Raw genomic sequence first — 21,680 nt, 5'->3', positions numbered from 1 at the left:
GAGGTCTCCGCGACGCGGCCGTTCGTCATCTCGTCACACCGAGTCGCTGTGGGTTGTCGGTGGTGTCACGTAGGCTCGCTGGTATTCGGACACGAGTCCGTGTCCAGGGAGGGGGGGGGTTACGTGCTCATCGACACCTACGGCCGGGTGGCCACCGACCTGAGGGTCTCGCTGACCGACCGGTGCAATCTGCGCTGCACCTACTGCATGCCCGAGGAGGGACTGCAGTGGCTGGCCAAGCCCGACCTGCTCACCGACGACGAGATCGTCCGCCTCATCGGCGTCGCCGCCACCTCCCTCGGTGTCCGGGAGGTCCGCTTCACCGGCGGTGAGCCCCTGCTCCGCCCCGGCCTGACCGGCATCGTCGAGCGGGTCGCCGCCCTGGAGCCCCGTCCGCAGATGTCCCTCACCACCAACGGTATCGGGCTGCGGCGCATCGCGCCCGCCCTGAAGGCCGCGGGCCTGGACCGGGTCAACGTCTCCCTCGACACGCTGCGCCCGGACGTCTTCAGGACCCTCACCCGCCGCGACCGCCACCGGGACGTCGTCGACGGCCTGTACGCGGCCCGCGAGGCCGGACTGACCCCGGTGAAGGTCAACTCGGTCCTGATGCCGGGGCTCAACGACGACGAGGCCCCCGACCTGCTCGCCTGGGCCGTCGAGCACGATTACGAACTGCGCTTCATCGAGCAGATGCCCCTGGACGCCCAGCACGGCTGGAAGCGCGAGGGCATGATCACCGCCGGGGACATCCTGGCCTCCCTGCGCACCCGTTTCGAGCTCACCGAGGAGGGTGACGCGGCGCGCGGCTCCGCACCGGCCGAGCGCTGGCTGGTCGACGGCGGCCCGCACCGGGTCGGGGTCATCGCCTCCGTCACCCGCCCCTTCTGCCGCGCCTGCGACCGCACCCGTCTCACCGCCGACGGACAGGTGCGCACCTGTCTGTTCGCCACCGAGGAGACGGACCTGCGGGCGGCCCTGCGCTCCGGCGCCCCCGACGAGGAGATCGCCCGTATCTGGAAGCTGGCCATGTGGGGCAAGAAGGCGGGCGCGGGCCTGGACGACCCGTCCTTCGTCCAGCCGGACCGCCCGATGTCCGCCATCGGGGGCTGAAGGGCTAAGCGCCCCCGGGCGCTTCCCACTCCTCGAACCGGACGACCTCTTTCAGGAATCCGCGCACCCCGAGGAACTGCGACAGGTGCTCGCGGTGCTCCTCGCACGCGAGCCAGGTCTTACGGCGCTCCGGCGTGTGGATCGTCGGATTGTTCCAGGCCAGTACCCACACGGCAGCGGCACGGCAACCCTTGGCGGAACAGATCGGCGTCTCGGGATCAGGGACCATCACACCGCCGACCCTAACCCGGTTTCCGCAGGTCGAACCCCAGAAAAGGGCGACGCCGAGCAGCCACGGGGGGAGCTGCCCGGCGTCGGTCCGTCGCTCCGACGGGGGATGCGGAGCGCGTACGAAGTATGTCACGGAGCACCCCGCGCCCGGCACCGGAACAACATGATTGATCTCAGCTTTTCCTCAGCTTGGCGGGGAAATGCCTTCCGCTTGACGCGGTTTTCCCCATGCCCCGATCCTCACGGCCCTTCCGGCCGCTCCGTCCGTGCGTCCGGCACCGGCTGTGGCGCCCCGTCTTCCGCATCGGATTCCGTGGAACCGTCATCCGTCCGCGACGGCTCGATCATCGGCCTCATCGGCGCCGTCACGAAGGTCGACGGCAGGGACGGCGTGTTCTCCCGCCCGGCGTTGGCGATCACCACCGCGATGTACGGCAGCACCACTCCGAGCACCAGCGCCACGACCGCGACGTGCCGCTCCACATTCCACAGTGTCGCCGCGAGGATGACCGAGATGGTACGGACGAGCATCGAGATGACGTACCGGCGCTGACGGCGGCGCACGTCCTCCTGGAGTCCCGCCCGGGCGCCGGTGATCCGGAACACCTGGGCGCTGCCGCCGCCATGCTGCTTCCGCATCACATTCCACCATCCGCCCGCATCGGACCTGCCCGTCCCTGACCGTCCGCGGCTGCGTCGGGGACACGGGCCCGGACACCTCCACGGTACGCCGCGCCCCCGCCCGTCACGAGGCCGGGTCGGCCCCGGCCCCGGCGCACCCCCTGTGCCGGGGCGTGTACGGCAGTCCCCGACATGCGGCACAGGGCGTCTCGGCCGACACTGGCCGTAATGCTCGCGTCAAGCCGTACGAGGAGGCAGTCATGGGCTGGTTGTGGGCGATCATCGTGGGACTCGTGCTCGGTCTGATCGCCAAGGCGGTGATCCCGGGCAAGCAGCACAGTCCCCTGTGGCTGACCACCATCTGCGGCATCCTCGGCGCCATCGCGGGCAATGCCGTGGCGCGGGGCTTCGGCGTGGAGGAGACGCGCGGCATCGACTGGAGCCGGCACATCTTCCAGCTGGTCGCGGCGATCGTGATCGTCTTCTTCGTGGACATGCTCTACACCGCGATGAAGCGCAAGGGGACCCAGCGGCATCAACGGGTCTGACCGCACGGTGCACGGCCCTGACACCGCACGGTACGGCCCTGATCCCGCACGGCGCGCCACCGTCGACGGCGGCGCCCGGCGCAGGGGCGGCCTCCGGCGCGCACCGGAAACCGCCCCGCGCGACCCGCCGGCTCAGCCGGCCGTGACCTCCACCGCCGCCAGGTTCTTCTTGCCGCGGCGCAGCACCAGCCAGCGCCCGTGCAGCAGGTCCTCCTTCGCGGGGACGGCGTCCTCGGCGGTGACCTTGACGTTGTTCACGTAGGCACCGCCCTCCTTCACCGTGCGCCGCGCGGCCGACTTGCTCGCCACCAGGCCGACCCCGGCGAACAGGTCGACCACCGGACCGAGCTCGGTCACCCGGATGTGCGGCACCTCGGAGAGCGCCGCCGCCAGCGTCCTCTCGTCCAGCTCCGCCAGCTCGCCCTGGCCGAAGAGGGCCTTGGACGCGGCGATCACGGCGGCCGTCTGGTCGGCGCCGTGCACCAGCGTCGTCAGCTCCTCGGCCAGGGCGCGCTGCGCGGCCCGGGCCTGCGGCCGCTCCCGCGTCTGCCGCTCCAGCTCCTCCAGCTCCTCACGGGACTTGAAGGACAGAATCCGCATGTAGCCCGAGACGTCCCGGTCGTCCACGTTCAGCCAGAACTGGTAGAACGCGTACGGCGTCGTCATCTCCGGGTCGAGCCAGACGGCCCCGCCCTCGGTCTTGCCGAACTTGGTGCCGTCCGCCTTGGTCATCAGCGGCGTCGCGAAGGCGTGGACCGAGGCCTCCGGCTCCAGCCGGTGCAGCAGGTCCAGACCCGCCGTGAGGTTGCCCCACTGGTCGCTGCCGCCCTGCTGGAGCGTGCAGCCGTACCTCCGGAACAGCTGGAGGAAGTCCATGGCCTGCAGCAGCTGGTAGCTGAACTCCGTGTAGCTGATGCCCTCGGAGGACTCCAGACGCCGGGCGACGGAGTCCTTCGTCAGCATCTTGTTGACGCGGAAGTGCTTGCCGATGTCCCGCAGGAACTCGATCGCGGAGAGGTTCTGCGTCCAGTCGAGGTTGTCGACCATCACGGCCGCGTTCTCGCCCTCGAAGGTCAGGAACGGCTCGATCTGGCCACGCAGCCGCTCCACCCAGCCCGCGACGGTCTCCGGCGCGTTCAGCGTGCGCTCCGCGGTCGGCCGCGGGTCGCCGATCTGCCCCGTGGCCCCGCCGACCAGCGCCAGCGGCCGGTGCCCGGCCCGCTGGAGCCGGCGCACGGTGAGCACCTGCACCAGGTGCCCCACGTGCAACGACGGCGCGGTCGGGTCGAAACCGCAGTAGAACGTGACGGGACCGTCCGCGAGCGCCTTGCGCAAAGCGTCCTCGTCGGTGGACTGGGCGAACAGCCCGCGCCACTTCAGCTCGTCGACGATGTCCGTCACGGTTCTCGTGTCTCCTCGATGGTTTCCAGCCGGTCGGGCGTCGGCCGACCGCGAACGCCTACGAGGTTATACGCCCTGGCTGACCGAGCTCATGTTGAAATCGGGGATGCGCAGCGCGGGCATGGCGGCCCTGGTGAACCAGTCGCTCCACTCCCTGGGCAGCGTCTTCTCCGTACGGCCCGCCTCCACCGCCCGGCCGAGCAGGCCGACCGGCGACTCGTTGAACCGGAAGTTGTTGACCTCCCCGGTGACCTCGCCGTTCTCGACGAGGTAGACACCGTCCCGGGTCAGGCCGGTGAGCAGCAGCGTCGCCGGGTCGACCTCGCGGATGTACCAGAGGCAGGTGAGCAGCAGCCCCCGCCCGGTGGCCGCGACCATCTCCTCCAGGGAGCGGTCGTCGCCCCCGTCCAGGATCAGGTTGTCGATCCCGGGCGCCACGGGCAGCCCGGTCAGTCCCGCGCTGTGCCGGCTGGTGGTCAGGTGCTTCAGCTCACCCGCGCGGATCCACTCCGTGGCCGTCAGCGGCAGTCCGTTGTCGAACACCGACCGGTCGCCGCCGGAGGAGTGCGCGATCACGAACGGCGCGGACTGGAGCCCCGGTGCGTCCGGGTCGCTGCGCAGGGTCAGCGGCAGCTCGGTGAGCCGCTCACCGACCCGGGTGCCGCCGCCCGGCTGGGAGAACACCGTGCGGCCCTCGGCCGCGTCCCGCCCCGAGGCCGACCACATCTGGTAGATCAGCAGATCCGCCACGGCGGTCGGCGGCAGCAGCGTCTCGTAGCGGCCCGCGGGCAGCTCCAGGCGCCGTTCGGCCCAGCCCAGCCGCACGGCCAGCTCGGCGTCGAGCGCCCCGGGGTCGACGTCCTCGAAGTCCCGCGTGGAGCGTCCCGCCCACGCCGAACGCGTACGGTCCGGCGACTTGGCGTTCAGCTCGAGCGTGCCGTTGGGCTGGTCGTGCCGCAGCCGCAGCCCCGCCGAGGTGCCCAGGTAGCTGGAGACCAGCTCGTGGTGGGCGAAGCCGTACAGCTCCCGCCCGCCCGCCCGCGCGCGGGCGAACGCCTCGCCGAGCGCCGGCGCGAAGTCGGCGAACACGGCGGAGGAGGTCTCGGCGGGCGCCTCGGTGAACTCGGGGGTCACCGGCACCCCGGTGACCAGTGGCTGGGCGTCCTCGGCCGGTCCCGCGCCCCGCGCGGCGGCCTCGGCGGCCCGCACCAGCGGCTCCAGCTCGTCCACGGTCACCGCGGAACGGGAGACCACCCCGGAGGCCGTGCCCCGCGCGCCGTCCACCGTGGCGACGACGGTGAGCGTGCGCCCGCGCGTGACCCCGTTCGTGGTGAGCGCGTTGCCCGCCCAGCGCAGATTGGCCGTGGAGTGCTCGTCGGCGATCACGACGCAGCCGTCGGCCCGGGACAGTTCGAGGGCGCGCTCGACGATCTCGTGCGGCTTGCTGGTGGGCGCGCTCATCGACCGGCCTCCTGGGTGGTGTTCAGAATGTTGACTCCCTTGAAGAGCGCGGACGGGCAGCCGTGCGAGACCGCCGCGACCTGCCCCGGCTGAGCCTTGCCGCAGTTGAAGGCACCGCCCAGCACGTACGTCCCCGGGCCGCCGACCGCCGCCATGGAACCCCAGAAGTCGGTGGTCGTGGCCTGGTAGGCCACGTCCCGCAGCTGTCCCGCGAGCCGGCCGTTCTCGATCCGGTGGAAGCGCTGCCCGGTGAACTGGAAGTTGTACCGCTGCATGTCGATGCTCCAGGAGCGGTCACCGACCACGTAGACGCCCCGGTCCACGCCCCCGATCAGGTCCTCCGTCGACATCCCCGCCGGGTCCGGCCGCAGCGACACGTTGGCCATGCGCTGCACCGGCACATGGCCGGGAGAGTCCGCGAACGCGCACCCGTTGGACCGCTCGAACCCCGTCAGCCTCGCGATCCGCCGGTCCAGCTGGTAGCCGACCAGCGTGCCGTCCTTCACCAGGTCCCAGGACTGCGCCTCGACGCCCTCGTCGTCGTAGCCGACGGTGGCGAGCCCGTGCTCGGCGGTGCGGTCACCGGTGACGTTCATCGACTCGGAGCCGTACTTCAGCTTGCCCAGCAGGTCGAAGGTGGCGAACGAGGTCCCCGCGTACGCCGCCTCGTAGCCGAGCGCGCGGTCCAGCTCGGTGGCGTGCCCGATGGACTCGTGGATGGTCAGCCACAGGTTGGACGGGTCGACGACCAGGTCGTACAGCCCCGGCTCGACGCTCGGCGCCCGCATCTTCTCGGCGAGCAGTTCAGGGATCCGCCCCAGTTCGTCGTCCCAGTCCCAGCCGGTCCCCGTCAGGTACTCCCAGCCACGGCCGACGGGCGGCGCCAGGGTGCGCATGGAGTCGAACTCCCCGCTGGAGTCGTCGACGGACACGGCCGTGAACACCGGGTGCAGCCGCACCCGCTGCTGGGTGGTCACGGTCCCGGCGGTGTCGGCGTAGAACTTGTTCTCGTGCACCGTGAGCAGCGAGGCGTCGACGTGGTCCACCCCGTCCGCCGCCAGCAGCCGCGCGCTCCACTCGGCGAGCAGCCCGGTCTTCTCCTCGTCCGGCACGGCGAACGGATCGACGTCGTACGACGACACCCAGGTCTTCTCCGAGTGCACCGGCTCGTCGGCCAGCTCCACCCGCTCGTCGGACCCGGCCGCCCTGATCACCTGGGCGGACAGCTTCGCCATCGCCACCGCCTGCGAGGCGACCTTGGCGGCGGCGCCGAGGGTCAGGTCCACCCCGGAGGCGAACCCCCACGTCCCGCCGTGCACCACGCGCACCGCGTACCCGAGGTCGGTGGTGTCCGACGACCCGGCCGGCCGGGCGTCCCGGAACCGCCAGGAGGCGCTGCGTACCCGCTCCAGGCGGAAGTCCGCGTGCTCCGCCCCGAGCGCCCGCGCGCGGGCGAGGGCCGCGTCGGCGAGGGCGCGCAGGGGGAGCGCCAGGAACGACTGATCGATGTCATGGGGCACGGCTGGACATCCCTTCGGGCGCTTGCCTGCGGTGACCGTCGGAGGCAGTGAACCATGACTGACTCCTCACGTTCTCCCCTTCGAAACGCTGGAGCGGGAGGACGGGAACAGCCCACTGACCCGTGTCATCCCGGCCGGAGGCCCGCCGAAGCACCCGATCGCCCCGACGGCCAAAAGGAAGCGGCGGGGCAAGTCCGCACCCGACCAGTTGGGCGGAGGCCTGTTCGGCCTGCACGAGGTTGAGGGCGGCGACATACAGCTCGACATGCTCAACATGTTCGGCGAGGCCGGGCAGGAGTAGCTCGTGGGTGCAGACCAGCGGGCGGGCACGAGAACGACTCCCGTACCCGCCCGCTGGTGTTACGTACGACGCAACCTCAGTCGTCCAAAGAGGCGTCGGCGGCGAGTGCCGCGAACGCCGCCCAGGCGTTCGGCGTGACGACGAGAGGACGGATGCGCTTGTCCTTGGAGTCGCGGATGTGGACCACCTCGGGGCGCATGGCGACCTCGACGCAGTTGTCACCCTCGCCCCCGCTGTAGCTGCTCTTGAACCAGCGCAGCTGATCAGTGGTGCTCATAGTGCTCCTCGCATCTGTTCCAGCAGGCTCACGGTGGCCCGGCAGTCCAGGGCCTGGGCACGCAGTTTGCCATAGCGCTGGAGGAGGACACTCAGGTCGTTCGGGGCGGTGATCAGGTTGCTTGATCGCTGCCCTTCGGTGTACCCGATCCACTGGTGAGTCGGTGTCTCGGCCAGGTACATCTGTCCCTCGACGCCACAGTGTTCTTCTTGCCGAAGCGGCATTACCTGGATCTCCACGTTGTGCCGCTGCCCAACGAGGAGAAGGTGGTCGATGACTTCGTTGGCGACGGTGGTTCCCCCAACGCACCGCTCCAGGATGCCTTGCTCGATGACGAAGCTGAAGGCTGTGTTCGGCCGCGAGGTCAGAAGCTCCTGCCGCTCCAGCCTCGCGCACACCTGCCGCTCGATCTGCTCCTGCGAGAGTGGCGGCAGATTGCGCTCGAATACCGCCCGCGCGTACCCCTCCGGCTGCAACAACCCCGGAACCGCCCGGCACTCATACGCATACAAGGAGATCGCCTCCTCCTCGATCCCCGCCCACTGCCGGAACCACGACGCCAGTCCCGCCCTCCGCGTCAGACTCTTCGCCGCAGCGGTGAGCACCTTGACCGCCACCGGCCCCAACACCTCCTCCGCCCGCCCCGGCAGGTCCGCCGGCGGGAACCGCTTCCCCTGCTCGATCTTGGCCACGTACGCGGCCGAGTACCGCACCCGCACCGCGAACTCCTCCTGCGTCAGGCCGGATTCCTCCCGCAGGGCCTTGAGGACCGCGCCGAAGGTCTTCAGACTGTCGGAGAGTTCCGCCTCCGTGCCGTTCGCGCCGCCGTTCCCGCCTTCGCCGTGGTCCGCCCTCATCGCCGCGTGCCTCCCGTGTCCGCGCTTTCACGCCTCGCTCAACCCCGCCCGACCCGCCCAGGGTCACGGGGAGTTACCCACCCAGTCCAGAGTGTGTACCGATACAGTCACGCCTGTATGGGTGTCGTCCCTGTTGAGGGCCGGGAGCGGCCCGGAACGCTGGCCGCATGCCAGCACCACGGGCCCAAGAGGCCGTAACCGTAAGTGTGTTCGCCCAGCGCTTCTCCGCCACCCGCCGGGGCGCACGCCTCGCCCGCAGGCTCGCCACCCACCGGCTCGATTTGTGGCACCTGCCGTACGGCAGCCCGGCCTCCGACACCGTCACCCTCGTCGTGGCCGAACTCGCCTCCAACGCGGCCCTCCACGGCCGTGTCCCGGGACGCGACTTCGAGCTGCGGCTCACGTACGACCGGTCCGCGGGCCTCGTCCGCGTCGAGGTGTCCGACACCCACCCGGGACACCCGGAGATTCCCGGGTCGGCGGGCCTGCCGTCCGCGGACACCGACGGCGGGAGAGGCCTGCTCCTGGTGGAAGCCGTCGCCGACCGCTGGGGCGTGGCCGGGCGGACGGGGCCGGGGAAGACCGTGTGGGCCGAGTGCGCGGTACGCATCCCGGACGATCCGCGCCCGGTTCAGCCGTAGTTGACGATCATCTTCCGCAACGCCCCGCTACACGTGCCGAGTTGTGATTTCGGTCAATGTCAGTAGTGCCGGGTAGGGTTGTCGGCCTGCCCGAGTTGACGGTCAGCTCTGCGACGGGCGAAGGCTTGTGGAGGCGTACGTGGTCGGACGCGAGATTGCTGCGGCGGACCATCCGAGCAAGGAGGTCAGGGCGGTCCTCAAGCGGCTCGTCGCCGATGGGTGGACCCTCGCGTCGGAGGCCCACTGGGGCACGCTGTACTGCCCGTGCCCCGATAGTGGCTGCACGGTGATCCGTGTGGGTGGCACGCCGAAGAATCCCAGCCAGGAGGCCCGTCGAATAGCCCGCAGGGCGAAGTTGTGCCCGCTGCCTCCGGGCGACCCCCGTGCGGCCCTCCGCGGCGGCGTTGGCAATTGACAACACCGTCGGGCTCGGCAAAACTTGCGTCTGTGGGGGTTCCCTGGAGCGAGAGGCCGCAGATACCGGAACCAGGAAGAGCGAACAGGCATACGCATGGGGGGCTGGGGCGCCATGGAGTACGAGTTTCACTTCGTCGTGGACGGGATCGAGGTGGACGACGACAAGGCCGTCGCGATCGTCCACGACACCTTCGACGGGGTCCTGACCCGTCACCGGGGCAGGCACTTTCTGGACGTCTCCGAGAGCGGGATCAACGCGATCGACGCGGCCCACCGCATCGTCGTACGACTGCGTAAGTCCCTGCCCGCCCTGAGACTGCTGCGCACCGATCCCGACCTCGTCGGGGTCTCCGACATCGCGGAGCGTGTCGACCGTTCCCGGCAGAACGTCCAGCAGTGGGTGAGCGGCGAGCGGCGGCAGGACAAGCTGCCCTTCCCGGACCCCGAGGGGATCGTCGGACGCTCACCGGTGTGGCGCTGGGGAGACGTCAACGCCTGGCTCGCCCAGTTCGGCGAGGGCGACGACGTCCACCCACCCACCCGCGAAGAGGCCCTGACCATCGACTTCCTGCTGCCCAAGTGGCAGCGCACCCTGGACGACGGCCTGCCCCTGGTGCACTTCGCCGCCGCCGAGAGCGGGGACGGCCGGGACGAGGAGCGGGAGACCGTCCAGCGGCTGCTGGAGGGCACGCTGGCGCTGCCCGGCGTCCTGGAGCGCATCGCGGCGATCCCCGTACCCAGGACGGAGCAGCAGCGGCTCACCGTCGTGTGCGCGGTCCTCACCGACCGGCTGAGCAGCGTGGTGTCCCGCATCGGCCACGACGAGGTGTGGGCCGTCCTCGCCTTCCAGGGCGCGGAGCGCGAGCTGCGTCTCCAGCCCGTCGGCACGGCACGGGCCCCGGGCGCGGTCCCGGTCTCCTGCCTAGGTCTCGGGCGTGAGGCCACGGTCGGTGACCTCCTGCTCGTCCAGACCAACGGCCCCGACGACAGCCCGGTCACCCCGATCACCCCGGTCGGCCTGGACTGAGCCCGGCCGCGGCCGTCATCCCCGTACCCCGCGAAGAAGGGACGCCGTGCCCAGCATCACGACCGTCGTCGCCCAGGCCCTGCACACCGCCGCGACCGTCCTGCGGGAGGACGCGCCCCAGGACGGCATGGCCTTCGGGGAACTCTGGGAACGGGTTCTCGCCCGGAACCCGGGGCTGAGGGACGACTGGGCGCAGGCAATGCCTGACTCCCTGCCTGTGGCCGGCGCACGCTTCAAGAACTACGTGAACAGGAACGCGAGCAGTCTCGTCAGGGCGGGTTGGCTGTACCGGGCTCAACGCCGCTGGCAGCTGACGGGGGTCGGTGCTGACGCCCTCGACCGCTTTCCCGACCCGGTCGACTTCTCACTGGAGGCGGGCCGGCGCTACCGGAGGTGGGAGCGGCAGCAGCGCGAGGTCTCCGTGGCGGTGACCGCGCTCGAACAGCTTCCCGACAGCGGATCCTGGGTCGTCCTGGAGGAGGTCGCCGCGGAGTTCGGCGTCGACCCCGACGTCCTGGCGACGGTGCTGTGCGGCACGCGCCCTCCGGGCTGGTACCTGGCGCTCGGCGAGGACGGGCGGGCAGGGGCGGGACTGCCCCTGCTGCCGCACGAGCGTGACCAGTGGCGCTCCCTGCTCGACGAGGAAGGCCTCCTCGACGCCGGCCGCAGCAGCCTGGACACCGTCCGGGCCCTGCCCGACCGGCGGATGCCCGTCCGGGAGGCACTGGTGGCTGCCAAGCAACCACTCGAGGAGACGGCGGCCGACGAGGAGACCCCCCGCCAGCTCTGGATCATCCGGGGCGTGGACGCCGCCACCGGCGTCCCCCTCGTCCGGGGACCGTGGCGCGATGACTCGAAGGTCACCCTCGACACCGGTTTCCCGCCCCCGACCGCGGGGGCCCGGGACCTGGACAGTGTCCGCAGGGCCGTCGAAACGGCCCTCCCCGCCACCGGGCCCGCGCGCAGGGAGGCCATCGCCCGGGAACTCGACGCCTTCCTCAACCGCATGCGCAAGGGCGACATCGTGCTGTCCACCGACGGCTTCCAGACGTACGTCGGAGTGGTCGACGGCCCTGCCGCCCACAGCGCGGAACGGCTGGAGCGCCCCGTCGACTGGCGGAACCTGAACAAGCCCCTGGACTTCCTCGAGGACCTCCCCTCCGGACTCTCCAGCGTGGTCCAGGACGCGGACTCCCAGGTCCTGGAGGCCACCGAGTACGCCGAGACCGTCCTCGCCCTGATCGGCGACATGCCGCGCACCGCCCCGCTGCCCACCGGCCCGGCCGTCCTGCCCGACGCCACCGCCGACCTGGCCGAGGCGCTCCACATGCCCGACACCACCTGGCTCCAGGACTGTGTCGAACTCCTCCGCGCCACCCCGCAGCTGATCTTCCACGGGCCGCCCGGCACCGGGAAGACGTACACGGCGCTCGCCCTCGCCCGCCACCTGGCCGGCGCCTCCAGCGCCACGAACGTACGCCTCGTCCAGTTCCACCCCGCCTACTCCTACGAGGACTTCTTCGAGGGCATCCGCCCGCGCCTGGGCGCCGGCCCGGACGGTGACACGGGCGGCGGGCTCGCCTACGACCTCGTCCGGGGCCCGCTGCGCAAGCTCGCCGACGAGGCGGAGCGGCGCCCGGCCGAGGTGTTCGTCCTGGTCGTCGACGAGATAAACCGGGGGCACCTGGCGAAGATCTTCGGTGAGCTGTACTTCCTCCTGGAGTACCGCAACGAGCGCGTCCACCTGCTGTACGGCTCCGACGACGGCCGGGGCTTCCGCCTCCCGCCCAACCTGTACATCCTCGGCACCATGAACACCGTCGACCGCTCGGTGGCGTACATGGACGCGGCCATGCGCCGCCGCTTCTCCTTCATGGAACTGCACCCCGACACCCCGCCGGTCGCCGGACTGCTGTCCTCCTGGCTGCGCGGGCGGGCGGAGGAACGGGGCGAGGACCCGGACACGTACGACGACTCCCACGTCCGCCTCCTCGACGAGATCAACCGCCTCCTCGCCGACGGCAGCCCCGGGGACCGTTCCTTCCGCGTCGGCCCCTCGTACTTCATGCAGGACCTCGCCCACACGGGAGACGGCGCCCTCGAACGGCTGTGGAAGACCCAGATCATCCCGCTCCTCACCGAGCACCACTGGGGCGACGGCACCGACGTGGAGGCGGTCTACGGCCTCCCCGTCCTGCGCGCACGACTGAACATCCCGCCGCCCGCGGACGCGGGCCCCGCCGACAGCGCGGACGACCCCGCGAACCAGTGACCGCCCGCCGCGCTCAGCCCCGCCACTGCCGCGACGCCGCCCTGCGCGTCGGCCTCGCGGAGGGCGGCGGCTGGACCGTATGGACCCTCACCCCGGCGCAGGTCGCCACGCTCGCCGAGCAGGACCGGCTCCTCCAGATGCATCCGGAGACGGCCACCCGCTGGCGACTGAAGGCCAAGGACAGGGTGGGCTCCGTACGCCTCGGTGCCGGCGACGGCACGGTCCAGCTGACCATCAGCCCCAAGGTGCCCGTCGACCGGCTCCTGCACCTGATCTCGTACGCCCCCGACCGTGTCGTGTTCGACCCGCGCCCCGTCGCCGCCGACCCGCGCCCCGACCTCCTCCCCGCCCTCGCGCACGCCTTCGTCTCCGCCGCGGACCGTGCCCTGGAACACGGAGTCCTGCACGACTACCGGGAGACGTACGACACGCTGCCCGTCGTCCGGGGCCGCATCCGCCACGCGGACCAGCTCCGCCGCCGGCCGGGCGTACCCGTGCCGTTGGAGGTCGTCTACGACGACCACACCCCCGACATACCGGAGAACCGCCTCCTCCTCGCAGCCGCCCGCCGCCTCCTCCGCATGCCCGGCATCGATCCCGCGCCGCGCGCCGCCCTCCAACGGCTCACCGCCCGCCTGGACGGAGTGCGCGTCCTGCCCGCGGGCGCCCCCGCTTCCCGCTGGACGCCCGACCGGCGCAACGCCCGCTACGCGCACGCCCTCGCCCTGGCGGAACTCGTCCTGCGCGGTGCCTCGTACGAACTCGGCGACGGCCGGGAGATCGCCGTGGACGGGATGCTGGTGACCATGTGGCGGCTCTTCGAGGCCTATCTGGCCCGAGCGGTCGGGGAGGCGCTGTGCCACCGCGTCGGCGGCAGACCCGAGCCGCAGGACCGGAACTTCTCCCTCGACACCGCGGGCAGACATGTGCTCAAGCCGGACCTGGTGCACTACCTGCCGTCGCCGCGGGACGGGGCGCTCCGCCAGGCCGTGGTCCTCGACGCCAAGTTCAAGACCAAGCCCCAGCGGGACGACCTCTACCAGATGACCGCCTACTGCGTACGCCTCGGTCTCGCCGAGGGGCATCTCGTCTACGCCTCCGGCAGGGCCGGGGTCGTGGATGTGCCGGTGGGGGAGGGGCGGCTGAGGATCTGGCGGCACGTCGTCGACCTCTCCCGTCCCTGGCGGGACCTGGCCGCGGACATCGACGCTCTCGCCGAGTCGGTCGACGCCGCGCGGGGCAGCGGCACCCTGTGAAGGCGACCACGGTGGGCCGGATGTAGGTACCCTCAGGGATATGTACGCACAACCTGCCTGCTGTGAGGGGGGCGCGGTATGAGCACCATTTCCGTCCGCGAGTTCTCGTACAACCCCAGCGCGGTCTTCGCCCGGGTCGAGAAGGGCGAGGCGATCGAGGTCACCCGGCACGGCAACGTGATCGCGATACTGTCACCGGCCGGCAGCCCCATGGAGCGGTACGCGCACCTGGTGGCGCAGGGGAAGATCAAGCTGAAGCCGGTCACCGCCGCCGAGCGCCACAGCATGCCGCACTACGAGGTGCCGGAAGACGTCGATCCCGTCGCGCTGCTGCTGGCCGAGCGCGAAGAGGACGACCGTTGATCTACATGGACACGTCCGCACTGGTCACCTGGATGACCCGGCGCAGTCACTGGGACGCGCTGGACGCCTTCCTCCAGGAACGGGCCACGGAGCCGCTCGCCACCAGCACGCTCGGCTTCGTGGAGACCGTACGGACTCTGGACCTCATGGGGCACTTCCCGAAGGCCATGGAGGACCTGGACGCCCGGATCACCGAGATCCTCCTCACCCGGGAGGTCCGTGACGCGGCGGCTCTGCTGGTTGGGCGTCTGAGGACATTGGACGCGATTCACGTGGCCAGCGCATTCTCCTTGCGGGAGGACCTGACCGCCCTGGTGACCTACGACCGCCGGATGCTCGATACCGCTCGCGCCGGAGGGCTGTCGGCTCACGCGCCCGGTATGGCGGACTGACCCGGGGGCCGGACTGTAGGAACCCGACAGGAGGCCGTGGGAGCCACTGTCGGTGCCCGAATGTTCCGGGACGGACCGGGACCGATAGGTTTTCGGGGAAGCCGCCTGCCGTCCAGCTGTCCGGGCGGGTGTAGCCAGACCGCTATCGAAAGGGTGATCCGTTGAGCCGCTCGGTTCTCGTCACCGGAGGCAACCGGGGCATCGGCCTCGCCATCGCCCGCGCGTTCGCCGACGCCGGCGACAAGGTCGCCATCACGTACCGCTCGGGTGAGCCGCCGGCCGGCTTCCTGGCCGTCAAGTGCGACATCACCGACCCCGAGCAGGTGGAGCAGGCCTACAAGGAGATCGAGGAGACGCACGGCACCGTCGAGGTGCTTGTGGCCAACGCCGGCGTCACCAGGGACCAGCTCCTGATGCGCATGTCCGAGGAGGACTTCACCTCGGTCGTCGACACCAACCTCACCGGCACCTTCCGGGTGGTCAAGCGCGCCAACCGCGGCATGCTGCGCGCCAAGAAGGGCCGCGTGGTGCTCATCTCGTCCGTCGTCGGCCTGCTCGGCTCGGCGGGGCAGGCGAACTACGCCGCCTCCAAGGCCGCCCTGGTCGGCCTCGCGCGTTCCCTCGCCCGTGAGCTGGGCTCGCGCAACATCACCTTCAACGTCGTCGCGCCCGGTTTCGTCGACACCGACATGACCAAGGTGCTCACCGACGAGCAGCGGGCCGGCATCGTCAAGCAGGTGCCGCTCGGCCGGTACGCGCAGCCCGAGGAGATCGCCGCGACGGTGCGGTTCCTCGCCTCGGACGACGCCTCGTACATCACTGGAGCCGTCATCCCCGTTGACGGCGGACTGGGAATGGGTCACTGAAACACCATGAGCGGAATTCTCGAGGGCAAGCGCGTCCTGATCACCGGTGTGCTGATGGAGTCCTCCATCGCCTTCCACGCCGCCAAGCTGGCCCAGGAGCAGGGCGCTGAGATCATCCTGACCGCGTTCCCGCGGCCCACCCTGACCGAGCGCATCGCCAGGAAGCTCCCCAAGCCCACCAAGGTCATCGAGCTCGACGTCACCAACGACGAGCACCTGGGCCGGCTGGCCGACCTGGTCGCCGAGGAGCTCGGCGGACTCGACGGCGTCGTGCACTCCATCGGCTTCGCCCCGCAGGACGCGCTCGGCGGCAACTTCCTCAACACGCCGTTCGAGTCGGTCGCCACGGCCATGCACGTCTCGGCGTACTCCCTGAAGTCGCTGACCATGGCCTGCCTGCCGCTGATGCAGAACGGCGGCTCCGTCGTCGGTCTCACCTTCGACGCCCAGTACGCCTGGCCGCAGTACGACTGGATGGGCCCGGCCAAGGCCGCTCTGGAGGCCACCAGCCGCTACATGGCGCGTGACCTGGGCAAGCAGAACATCCGCTGCAACCTCGTCTCGGCGGGCCCGATCGGCTCCATGGCCGCCAAGTCCATCCCGGGCTTCGGCGAGCTGGCCTCCGTGTGGGACAGCCGCGCGCCCCTGGAGTGGGACCTCAAGGACCCGGAGCCGGCCGGCCGCGGCATCGTCGCCCTGCTCAGCGACTGGTTCCCGAAGACCACCGGCGAGATCATCCACGTGGACGGCGGTCTGCACGCCATCGGCGCCTGACCGGGCACTGCGCGAGGGCCCGTGTCCCGAAGGGGGTGCGGGCCCTCGGTGCTGTCACCCGTTCGGCTCAGCCGCGCGGGCGGGGCGGCAGCTCGGCGGGCACGGTGGAGTACGCGTCCACCGCGTGTTCCCCCTCCCCAGCCCGGCCGAGGAGGTCCCCTTGTGCGCCTGTCACGCCTGTCCCGCCTGGCGCCGGCGACCGCAGCCGTCGTCCTCGTGCTCACCCTTCCCTACGAGGCGGTGGCGCACGTGCGCCCCGCGACGGCGGATCCCGGCGACCCGTTCGGCGCCGCGTGCTGGATCCGCGTCGAGGGCTCCGAGGTGACGGCGTTCTGCCACAACCCCTATCCGGACATCGACCGGGTCGGCCTGCACGTCGAATGCGTCCACTGGTGGGACCTGGACAGCGACGGCTCCCGGGTGGCGGCCGGGCCCGCGCAGACCGTACGGCTGACCGGACGCTGCTGGAGCGAGGTCGACTCGGCGTGGGTCAGCCACCTGAGGGCGGACTGAACAGCCCCGGACGGCACGCGAACGGATAGGCGGCGGCCTCCTCGGCCGCCGTCGCCGTGTCACCCGTGCGGATGGCGTCCACCAGCCGCCCGTGGTCCAGGTGCGTCTGCGGGGTCAGCTCCCCGCCCACGTCGTCGCGCAGCCAGTCCCGCAGCACCTCGCTCAGGTCCGCGTACATCGCGGTCATCACGTCGTTGTGCGAGGCGGCCACCACGGCCAGGTGGAAGGTGGCGTCCGCGGCCACGAACGCCTCCGCGTCACCCGACTCCCAGGCCTCCTCCCGGCGCAGCAGCAGGGTGTCGAGCTGTTTGAGGTCCTTCTCGGTACGCCGCCCGGCGGCCAGCCGCGCCGCGGCCGACTCCAGCGTCGAGCGCAGCTCGGCGATGTGCCGGGGGTCGGCGCCGGCGAAGCGGCGGTGCATCACGCCCGCCAGCTCGCTCGTGGCCACCACATACGTGCCCGATCCCTGGCGGATGTCCAGCAGCCCGTTGTGCGCCAGCGCGCGGACGGCCTCACGGACCGTGTTGCGGGCCACCCCCAGCTGCTCCACCAGCTCCGGCTCGGTGGGGATGCGCGCGCCGACCGGCCACTCGCCCGAGGTGATCTGGGCCCGCAGCGCGGCGATGACCTGCTCGGACAGCGCCGAACGACGGGGGTGGCTCAGTGGCATGACTCACCTTCGCACGACGGGGACGCCGCACGGCGGCCTCGGCCTGGACAACCAATCATCCCATGATTCTATGATGGGTCGCATGACTCGCCAGGAAACCCGGACACCCGCGTCCACGTCCGTACGCACGACGGCCGCGCCCGAAGCCCGGGAGGCTCCCGGGAGCGGCGCCGCGCGCCCCTGGCGGACGCGGCTGCTGGTCGTCGGCATCGTGCTGGCCGCACTGAACCTCCGCCCGGCGATCACCAGCCTGGGCGCGCTGCTCGAAGAGGTCCGCGACGGGCTCGGCATGAGCGGGAGCACGGCCGGACTGCTCACCTCGGTGCCCCCGCTGTGCTTCGCCCTCTTCGGCGTCACCGCGCCCCGTCTGGCCCGCCGTTTCGGCGCGGGCACGGTGGTGTGCGCCGGCATGGCAGCCATCGGCACCGGCCTGCTGATCCGCCCGTACGCCGGTGGCACGGCGGGGTTCCTGGCCGCCAGCGCCCTCGCGCTGATGGGCATCGCCGTCGGCAACGTCCTCATGCCGGTCATCGTCAAGCGCCGGTTCCCCGACCGGGTCGGCTCCATGACCGGCCTGTACTCCATGGCCCTCGCCCTCGGCACCGCCACCGCGGCGGCGGCGACCGTGCCGATGACCGGCGCGCTGGGCGGGAACTGGCGGACGGGCCTCGCCGTGTGGGCGGCCCTGGCCGCCGCCGCCGTACTGCCGTGGCTGTCCTTCGCGCGGGGCCGGGGCGAGGACCGGGCCGGGCACACGCCCGCGCGGGAGGACGGGACGCCGGCACCGGCCGGGCGGGCCCCCGGCCCGGCGCCCGCGCTGCGCGTCACCCGCAGCCGCACCGCCTGGGCGCTGGCCGTCTTCTTCGGGCTCCAGGCCACCGCCGCCTACATCACCATGGGCTGGATGGCCCAGATCTTCCGTGACGCGGGCGTCCCCGCGGGCAGGGCCGGGCTGCTCCTCGCGGTCACCATGGTGATGGGCGTACCGCTGGCCTTCGTCATACCGCGCCTCGCCACACGGCTGCCCCACCAGGGGCCGATCGTGCTCGCGCTGGGCGTGAGCGGCCTCCTCGGATACGCGGGCCTGTACCTCGCGCCGGCCGCCGGCGCCTGGGCCTGGGCGCTGCTGCTGGGCGTCGCCAACTGTGCCTTCCCGCTGGCGCTCACCATGGTCGGGATGCGGGCGCGGACCGGCGCGGGCGTGGCCCAGCTGTCGGCCTTCGCACAGAGCACCGGCTATCTGATCTCCATCCCCGGCCCGCTCCTGGTCGGCGTGCTCTACCAGCACAGCGGCGGCTGGGGGCTGCCGATCGCGCTGATGGCCGGCCTGATGATCCCCCAGATGATCGTGGGCGTCCTGGCGGGCCGCGACCGCACGGTGGAGGACGAGGCGACGGCGGCCTGAACGGGTCGGGATCCGGCAGCGGCGGGGCGGCCCGCGGACAGTGACGGGGCGCCCGCGGGCGGCGGTGGGCCGCCCTCCGGCGTGGCTGCGCGTCCTCCGGCGCCCGTCGCCGCGCCCGGGCGGACCCGTCCCGGGACGCTGTCGCCCCGGGGCGACCCCGGGACCCGCCGCAGGCGAGCGAGGTGCGAGACTTGCCGCATGCCAGTCCTCGACCCGAACCCGCAGAACGGCCAGAAGAAGATGCTGCTCGTCTTCGGCTCGTTCTTCGCCATCTTCATCGTCATCGGCGTGATCGCGACCATCCTCGCGCCGTGACGGCGCCCCCGCCGGACACCCGTGGTGGGGCTGGCCCCCCTATCCCCTAGGGGGCAGGGCTCAGGGTCAAGTGGGTGGGTCACCGGATGGGTTGGGCGCCCGACGATCCGTACCTTCGAGATGTGGCCGCGAAGGCGGGCCACGGACCATGCGAAGAGCGGAGGACCCTCATGCCGGCCCACACGCACACCCGGCCCCGCCCGGCCCCCCGGGGCGGCGTCGACACCCGGCTGCCGTGGTGGGCCCTGGCCCTGCCCACACTCGCCTTCCTCACCCTGCTCGCCCTGGTCCTGAACCCCTCCGACGCGCACGCGACCGCCGGTGAACCCGCGCTCACCCACCTCGTGGAGCGCGCGCAGCAGCTCATAGCCCGCTGAACACCCCGGAAAGCGCCGGTCAACTCCCTGCGCCGCGTGGCCTGCTTCATGCGAAGCTGGGTCACATGAGCGTCGCAGAACCCCGCAGGATTGTCCTTTTCCGGCATGCGAAGGCCGACTGGCCCCCGGTGTCCGACCACGAGCGCCCACTCGCCGAGCGGGGCCGCATGGATGCAGCGGTCGCCGGACGCAAGCTCGCCGACACCGGCGTCGCCTTCGATCTGGCCCTGTGCTCCACCGCGGTCCGGACCCGCGAGACCTGGAAGCTCGCGGTCCAGGAGTTCCCGCAGCGGCCGAAGACCGTCTACGAGGAGCGGATCTACGAGGCCTCGCCCGGCGAACTGATCGCCCTGCTCAACGAAACCCCCGACGACGCGCAGAACGTCCTCCTGGTCGGCCACAACCCCGGCATCCAGGGACTCGCCGACATCCTGGCCGGCGCGGCCGAGGGCGACACCCGCGAACGCATGAGCCGCCGCGGCTATCCGGCCGCCGCCTTCGCCGTCCTGTCCTTCACCGGCTCCTGGAAGTCCCTCGAGCCCGGTGCCGGCACGCTGGTCGACTACTGGGCGCCCACCGAGTGACACCCGGCGCGACCCTCCGCTGACCCCCCCCGGCACGACAGGGGCCCGGCACCCGACGCCCGACGTCCGTCGGTGCCGGGCCCGCCCGACGCTGTGCCACGCCCGGACGGCGGCTCAGTCCACGTCGAGCGTGTCCGCCGCCTCGACCTCTTCCCGGGTGATGCCCAGCAGATAGAGGACCGCGTCGAGGAAGGGGACGTTCACCGCCGTGTGGGCCGCCTCGCGCACCACCGGCTTGGCGTTGAAGGCGACCCCGAGTCCCGCCGCGTTCAGCATGTCCAGGTCGTTCGCGCCGTCACCGATCGCCACGGTCTGCGACAGCGGCACCCCGGCCTCGGCGGCGAACCGGCGCAGCAGCCGGGCCTTGCCCGCCCGGTCCACGATCTCTCCGGTGACCCGGCCGGTCAGCTTCCCGTCGACGATCTCCAAGGTGTTGGCCTGGGCGAAGTCCAGCCCCAGCCGCTCCTTCAGGTCGTCCGTGACCTGGGTGAACCCGCCGGACACCACGCCCACTTGGAAGCCGAGGCGCTTCAGCGTGCGGATCAGGGTGCGGGCGCCCGGCGTCAGCCGCACCTCGCTGCGCACCTTGTCCACCACGGAGACGTCCAGCCCTTCCAGCAGCGCCACGCGCGCGTGCAGCGACTGCTCGAAGTCCAGCTCCCCGCGCATCGCGGCCGCGGTCACCTCGGCGACCCGGTCCTCGCAGCCGGCGTGCGCGGCGAAGAGTTCGATCACCTCGTCCTGGATGAGGGTGGAGTCCACGTCCATGACGACCAGGCGCTGCGCCCGCCGGTACAGCCCCGCGGCGACCACGGCCACGTCGACCCCCAGCCGCGCCGCGTCGGTCACCAGGGCGGTCCGCAGCGGTTCCGTCTCCACGCCGGACACCGCGAACTCCACGGCCGTCACCGGGTACTTGGCGAGCCGGAAGATACGGTCGATGTTGCCGCCGGTCCTGGTGATCCGCGCGGCGATCGCCGCCGTCGCCTCCGAGGTGAGGGGGTGGCCCAGCACGGTGACCAGGGAACGGCCGAGCCCGCGCGGACGGTTGTCGCCGAGGCCGGAGATGATCTCCGCCTGCATCTTCATCGACTCCGCCCAGCTGTGGACGGTGGCCCGGAGATCGCCTTCCAGCCTCGCGGGGGGTTCGGTCACCAGCGCGCAGAGCACGATGCGGCCACGGATGACGACCTGCTCGATGTCGACCACGTCGACCGAGTAGGCGGCGAGGGTGTCGAAGAGGCCGGCCGTGATGCCCGGCCTGTCCTTGCCGAAGATCTTGACAAGGAGAGTGGGGACGTCGGGGGTCTGCGATGCGCTCATGGTGCTTCCACCGTATCCGGCACGCAGTGCCCCGCGCCTCCGAGGTCCGGCTGGCGGACAGCGAACACTGCCCGTCGCGCGGGTGTCCCGGACCTTACGCACCGTCCGGCTTCCGCGGCGCCGGGGGAGGGGGTGGAGGAGGGGGTGGTGGCACC

Annotated in this window: 24 protein-coding genes; 15 read left to right on the top strand and 9 right to left on the bottom strand. The window is 71.6% G+C overall.

The features are described 5' to 3' along the window. Nucleotides 1-123 precede the first annotated feature (123 nt). Nucleotides 124-1,113, top strand: coding sequence for a GTP 3',8-cyclase MoaA (gene moaA / locus ACF07S_RS29555; protein ID WP_391966486.1), 990 nt, complete (start codon nucleotides 124-126; stop codon nucleotides 1,111-1,113). Between the two features lie 4 nt (nucleotides 1,114-1,117). Here moaA and ACF07S_RS29550 read toward each other — a convergent pair whose 3' ends face one another. Together ACF07S_RS29550 and ACF07S_RS29545 are read right to left on the bottom strand one after the other, a co-directional pair. Next, on the bottom strand, nucleotides 1,118-1,342 hold the full coding sequence (locus ACF07S_RS29550; RefSeq protein WP_391966594.1) for a hypothetical protein: 225 nt from the start codon (nucleotides 1,340-1,342) through the stop codon (nucleotides 1,118-1,120). Nucleotides 1,343-1,584: 242 nt separating this feature from the next. Beyond that, a complete protein-coding gene (locus tag ACF07S_RS29545) occupies nucleotides 1,585-1,983 on the bottom strand; it encodes a DUF3099 domain-containing protein (RefSeq protein ID WP_391966485.1) in 399 nt (132 codons plus the stop codon). Between the two features lie 242 nt (nucleotides 1,984-2,225). Between ACF07S_RS29545 and ACF07S_RS29540 the strand changes: the two genes are divergently transcribed. Further along, on the top strand, nucleotides 2,226-2,513 hold the full coding sequence (locus ACF07S_RS29540) for a GlsB/YeaQ/YmgE family stress response membrane protein (protein WP_391975593.1): 288 nt from the start codon (nucleotides 2,226-2,228) through the stop codon (nucleotides 2,511-2,513). 132 nt (nucleotides 2,514-2,645) lie between these two features. Here the strand turns inward: ACF07S_RS29540 and tyrS are convergent, their stop codons facing one another. The 5 genes from tyrS to ACF07S_RS29515 all read right to left on the bottom strand — a co-directional run bounded on the left by tyrS (nucleotide 2,646) and on the right by ACF07S_RS29515 (nucleotide 8,330). Next, a complete protein-coding gene (tyrS, locus tag ACF07S_RS29535) occupies nucleotides 2,646-3,914 on the bottom strand; it encodes a tyrosine--tRNA ligase (RefSeq protein ID WP_391975592.1) in 1,269 nt (422 codons plus the stop codon). 66 nt (nucleotides 3,915-3,980) lie between these two features. Continuing rightward, nucleotides 3,981-5,375, bottom strand: coding sequence for a metallopeptidase TldD-related protein (locus ACF07S_RS29530; RefSeq protein ID WP_391975591.1), 1,395 nt, complete (start codon nucleotides 5,373-5,375; stop codon nucleotides 3,981-3,983). Then, on the bottom strand, nucleotides 5,372-6,895 hold the full coding sequence (locus ACF07S_RS29525) for a TldD/PmbA family protein (RefSeq protein ID WP_391975590.1): 1,524 nt from the start codon (nucleotides 6,893-6,895) through the stop codon (nucleotides 5,372-5,374). Before ACF07S_RS29525 ends, ACF07S_RS29530 begins: the two co-directional genes overlap by 4 nt. Nucleotides 6,896-7,272: 377 nt before the next feature. Next, nucleotides 7,273-7,473 carry a DUF397 domain-containing protein gene (locus ACF07S_RS29520; protein WP_184763643.1) on the bottom strand — a complete coding sequence of 67 codons (201 nt, stop codon included), beginning with the start codon at nucleotides 7,471-7,473 and terminating at the stop codon, nucleotides 7,273-7,275. Continuing rightward, nucleotides 7,470-8,330 carry a helix-turn-helix domain-containing protein gene (locus tag ACF07S_RS29515; protein WP_391975589.1) on the bottom strand — a complete coding sequence of 287 codons (861 nt, stop codon included), beginning with the start codon at nucleotides 8,328-8,330 and terminating at the stop codon, nucleotides 7,470-7,472. The genes ACF07S_RS29520 and ACF07S_RS29515 overlap by 4 nt, the downstream gene beginning before the upstream one ends. Nucleotides 8,331-8,497: 167 nt before the next feature. On the opposite strand from ACF07S_RS29515, the gene ACF07S_RS29510 reads away from it, so the two are divergent. The 9 genes from ACF07S_RS29510 (at nucleotide 8,498) to ACF07S_RS29470 (ending at nucleotide 16,851) form a co-directional block, all read left to right on the top strand. Beyond that, the gene (locus ACF07S_RS29510) at nucleotides 8,498-8,971 is read left to right on the top strand and encodes an ATP-binding protein (RefSeq protein WP_391966478.1); all 474 of its coding nucleotides are present in this window, start codon (nucleotides 8,498-8,500) and stop codon (nucleotides 8,969-8,971) included. Nucleotides 8,972-9,500: 529 nt separating this feature from the next. Beyond that, the gene (locus tag ACF07S_RS29505) at nucleotides 9,501-10,415 is read left to right on the top strand and encodes a helix-turn-helix transcriptional regulator (protein ID WP_391975588.1); all 915 of its coding nucleotides are present in this window, start codon (nucleotides 9,501-9,503) and stop codon (nucleotides 10,413-10,415) included. A gap of 46 nt (nucleotides 10,416-10,461) precedes the next feature. Next, nucleotides 10,462-12,687: an McrB family protein gene (locus ACF07S_RS29500; protein WP_391975587.1), complete on the top strand. Its 2,226-nt coding sequence runs from the start codon at nucleotides 10,462-10,464 to the stop codon at nucleotides 12,685-12,687. Further along, nucleotides 12,684-13,943 carry an McrC family protein gene (locus ACF07S_RS29495; protein ID WP_391975586.1) on the top strand — a complete coding sequence of 420 codons (1,260 nt, stop codon included), beginning with the start codon at nucleotides 12,684-12,686 and terminating at the stop codon, nucleotides 13,941-13,943. Before ACF07S_RS29500 ends, ACF07S_RS29495 begins: the two co-directional genes overlap by 4 nt. Nucleotides 13,944-14,021: 78 nt before the next feature. Beyond that, entirely contained in the window at nucleotides 14,022-14,306 is a 285-nt protein-coding gene (locus tag ACF07S_RS29490) for a type II toxin-antitoxin system Phd/YefM family antitoxin (protein WP_019522103.1), read from the top strand. A gap of 5 nt (nucleotides 14,307-14,311) precedes the next feature. Further along, nucleotides 14,312-14,698 (top strand): type II toxin-antitoxin system VapC family toxin, encoded by a 387-nt coding sequence (locus ACF07S_RS29485; protein WP_391966474.1) that lies wholly within the window; start codon nucleotides 14,312-14,314, stop codon nucleotides 14,696-14,698. Nucleotides 14,699-14,859: 161 nt separating this feature from the next. Continuing rightward, entirely contained in the window at nucleotides 14,860-15,564 is a 705-nt protein-coding gene (gene fabG, locus ACF07S_RS29480; protein ID WP_391966473.1) for a 3-oxoacyl-[acyl-carrier-protein] reductase, read from the top strand. A 6-nt stretch (nucleotides 15,565-15,570) separates the two neighbouring features. Continuing rightward, nucleotides 15,571-16,338 (top strand): enoyl-ACP reductase FabI, encoded by a 768-nt coding sequence (gene fabI / locus ACF07S_RS29475; RefSeq protein WP_391966472.1) that lies wholly within the window; start codon nucleotides 15,571-15,573, stop codon nucleotides 16,336-16,338. A 162-nt stretch (nucleotides 16,339-16,500) separates the two neighbouring features. Beyond that, entirely contained in the window at nucleotides 16,501-16,851 is a 351-nt protein-coding gene (locus ACF07S_RS29470; protein WP_391966471.1) for a hypothetical protein, read from the top strand. Here the strand turns inward: ACF07S_RS29470 and ACF07S_RS29465 are convergent. Continuing rightward, nucleotides 16,829-17,521, bottom strand: coding sequence for a FadR/GntR family transcriptional regulator (locus ACF07S_RS29465; protein WP_391975585.1), 693 nt, complete (start codon nucleotides 17,519-17,521; stop codon nucleotides 16,829-16,831). The genes ACF07S_RS29470 and ACF07S_RS29465 overlap by 23 nt on opposite strands. A 70-nt stretch (nucleotides 17,522-17,591) precedes the next feature. Between ACF07S_RS29465 and ACF07S_RS29460 the strand changes: the two genes are divergently transcribed. The 4 genes from ACF07S_RS29460 to ACF07S_RS29445 all read left to right on the top strand — a co-directional run bounded on the left by ACF07S_RS29460 (nucleotide 17,592) and on the right by ACF07S_RS29445 (nucleotide 20,202). After that, complete coding sequence (locus ACF07S_RS29460) at nucleotides 17,592-18,926, top strand: CynX/NimT family MFS transporter (RefSeq protein ID WP_391975584.1); 1,335 nt, start codon at nucleotides 17,592-17,594, stop codon at nucleotides 18,924-18,926. A gap of 198 nt (nucleotides 18,927-19,124) precedes the next feature. After that, nucleotides 19,125-19,241 carry an SGM_5486 family transporter-associated protein gene (locus tag ACF07S_RS29455; protein ID WP_260825721.1) on the top strand — a complete coding sequence of 39 codons (117 nt, stop codon included), beginning with the start codon at nucleotides 19,125-19,127 and terminating at the stop codon, nucleotides 19,239-19,241. A gap of 170 nt (nucleotides 19,242-19,411) precedes the next feature. Beyond that, entirely contained in the window at nucleotides 19,412-19,618 is a 207-nt protein-coding gene (locus ACF07S_RS29450) for a hypothetical protein (RefSeq protein WP_391966468.1), read from the top strand. 65 nt (nucleotides 19,619-19,683) lie between these two features. Continuing rightward, complete coding sequence (locus tag ACF07S_RS29445; protein WP_391966467.1) at nucleotides 19,684-20,202, top strand: SixA phosphatase family protein; 519 nt, start codon at nucleotides 19,684-19,686, stop codon at nucleotides 20,200-20,202. 114 nt (nucleotides 20,203-20,316) lie between these two features. On the opposite strand, the gene serB is transcribed toward ACF07S_RS29445, so the two are convergent. Next, nucleotides 20,317-21,525 (bottom strand): phosphoserine phosphatase SerB, encoded by a 1,209-nt coding sequence (gene serB, locus ACF07S_RS29440; protein WP_391966466.1) that lies wholly within the window; start codon nucleotides 21,523-21,525, stop codon nucleotides 20,317-20,319. Nucleotides 21,526-21,680: the final 155 nt, after the last annotated feature.

It is taken from the genome of Streptomyces sp. NPDC016640 (assembly GCF_043076215.1).
Lineage (GTDB): Bacteria > Actinomycetota > Actinomycetes > Streptomycetales > Streptomycetaceae > Streptomyces.
Note: the sequence above shows the minus strand (reverse complement) of the source record. Positions and strands in the feature narration are given on the sequence as shown.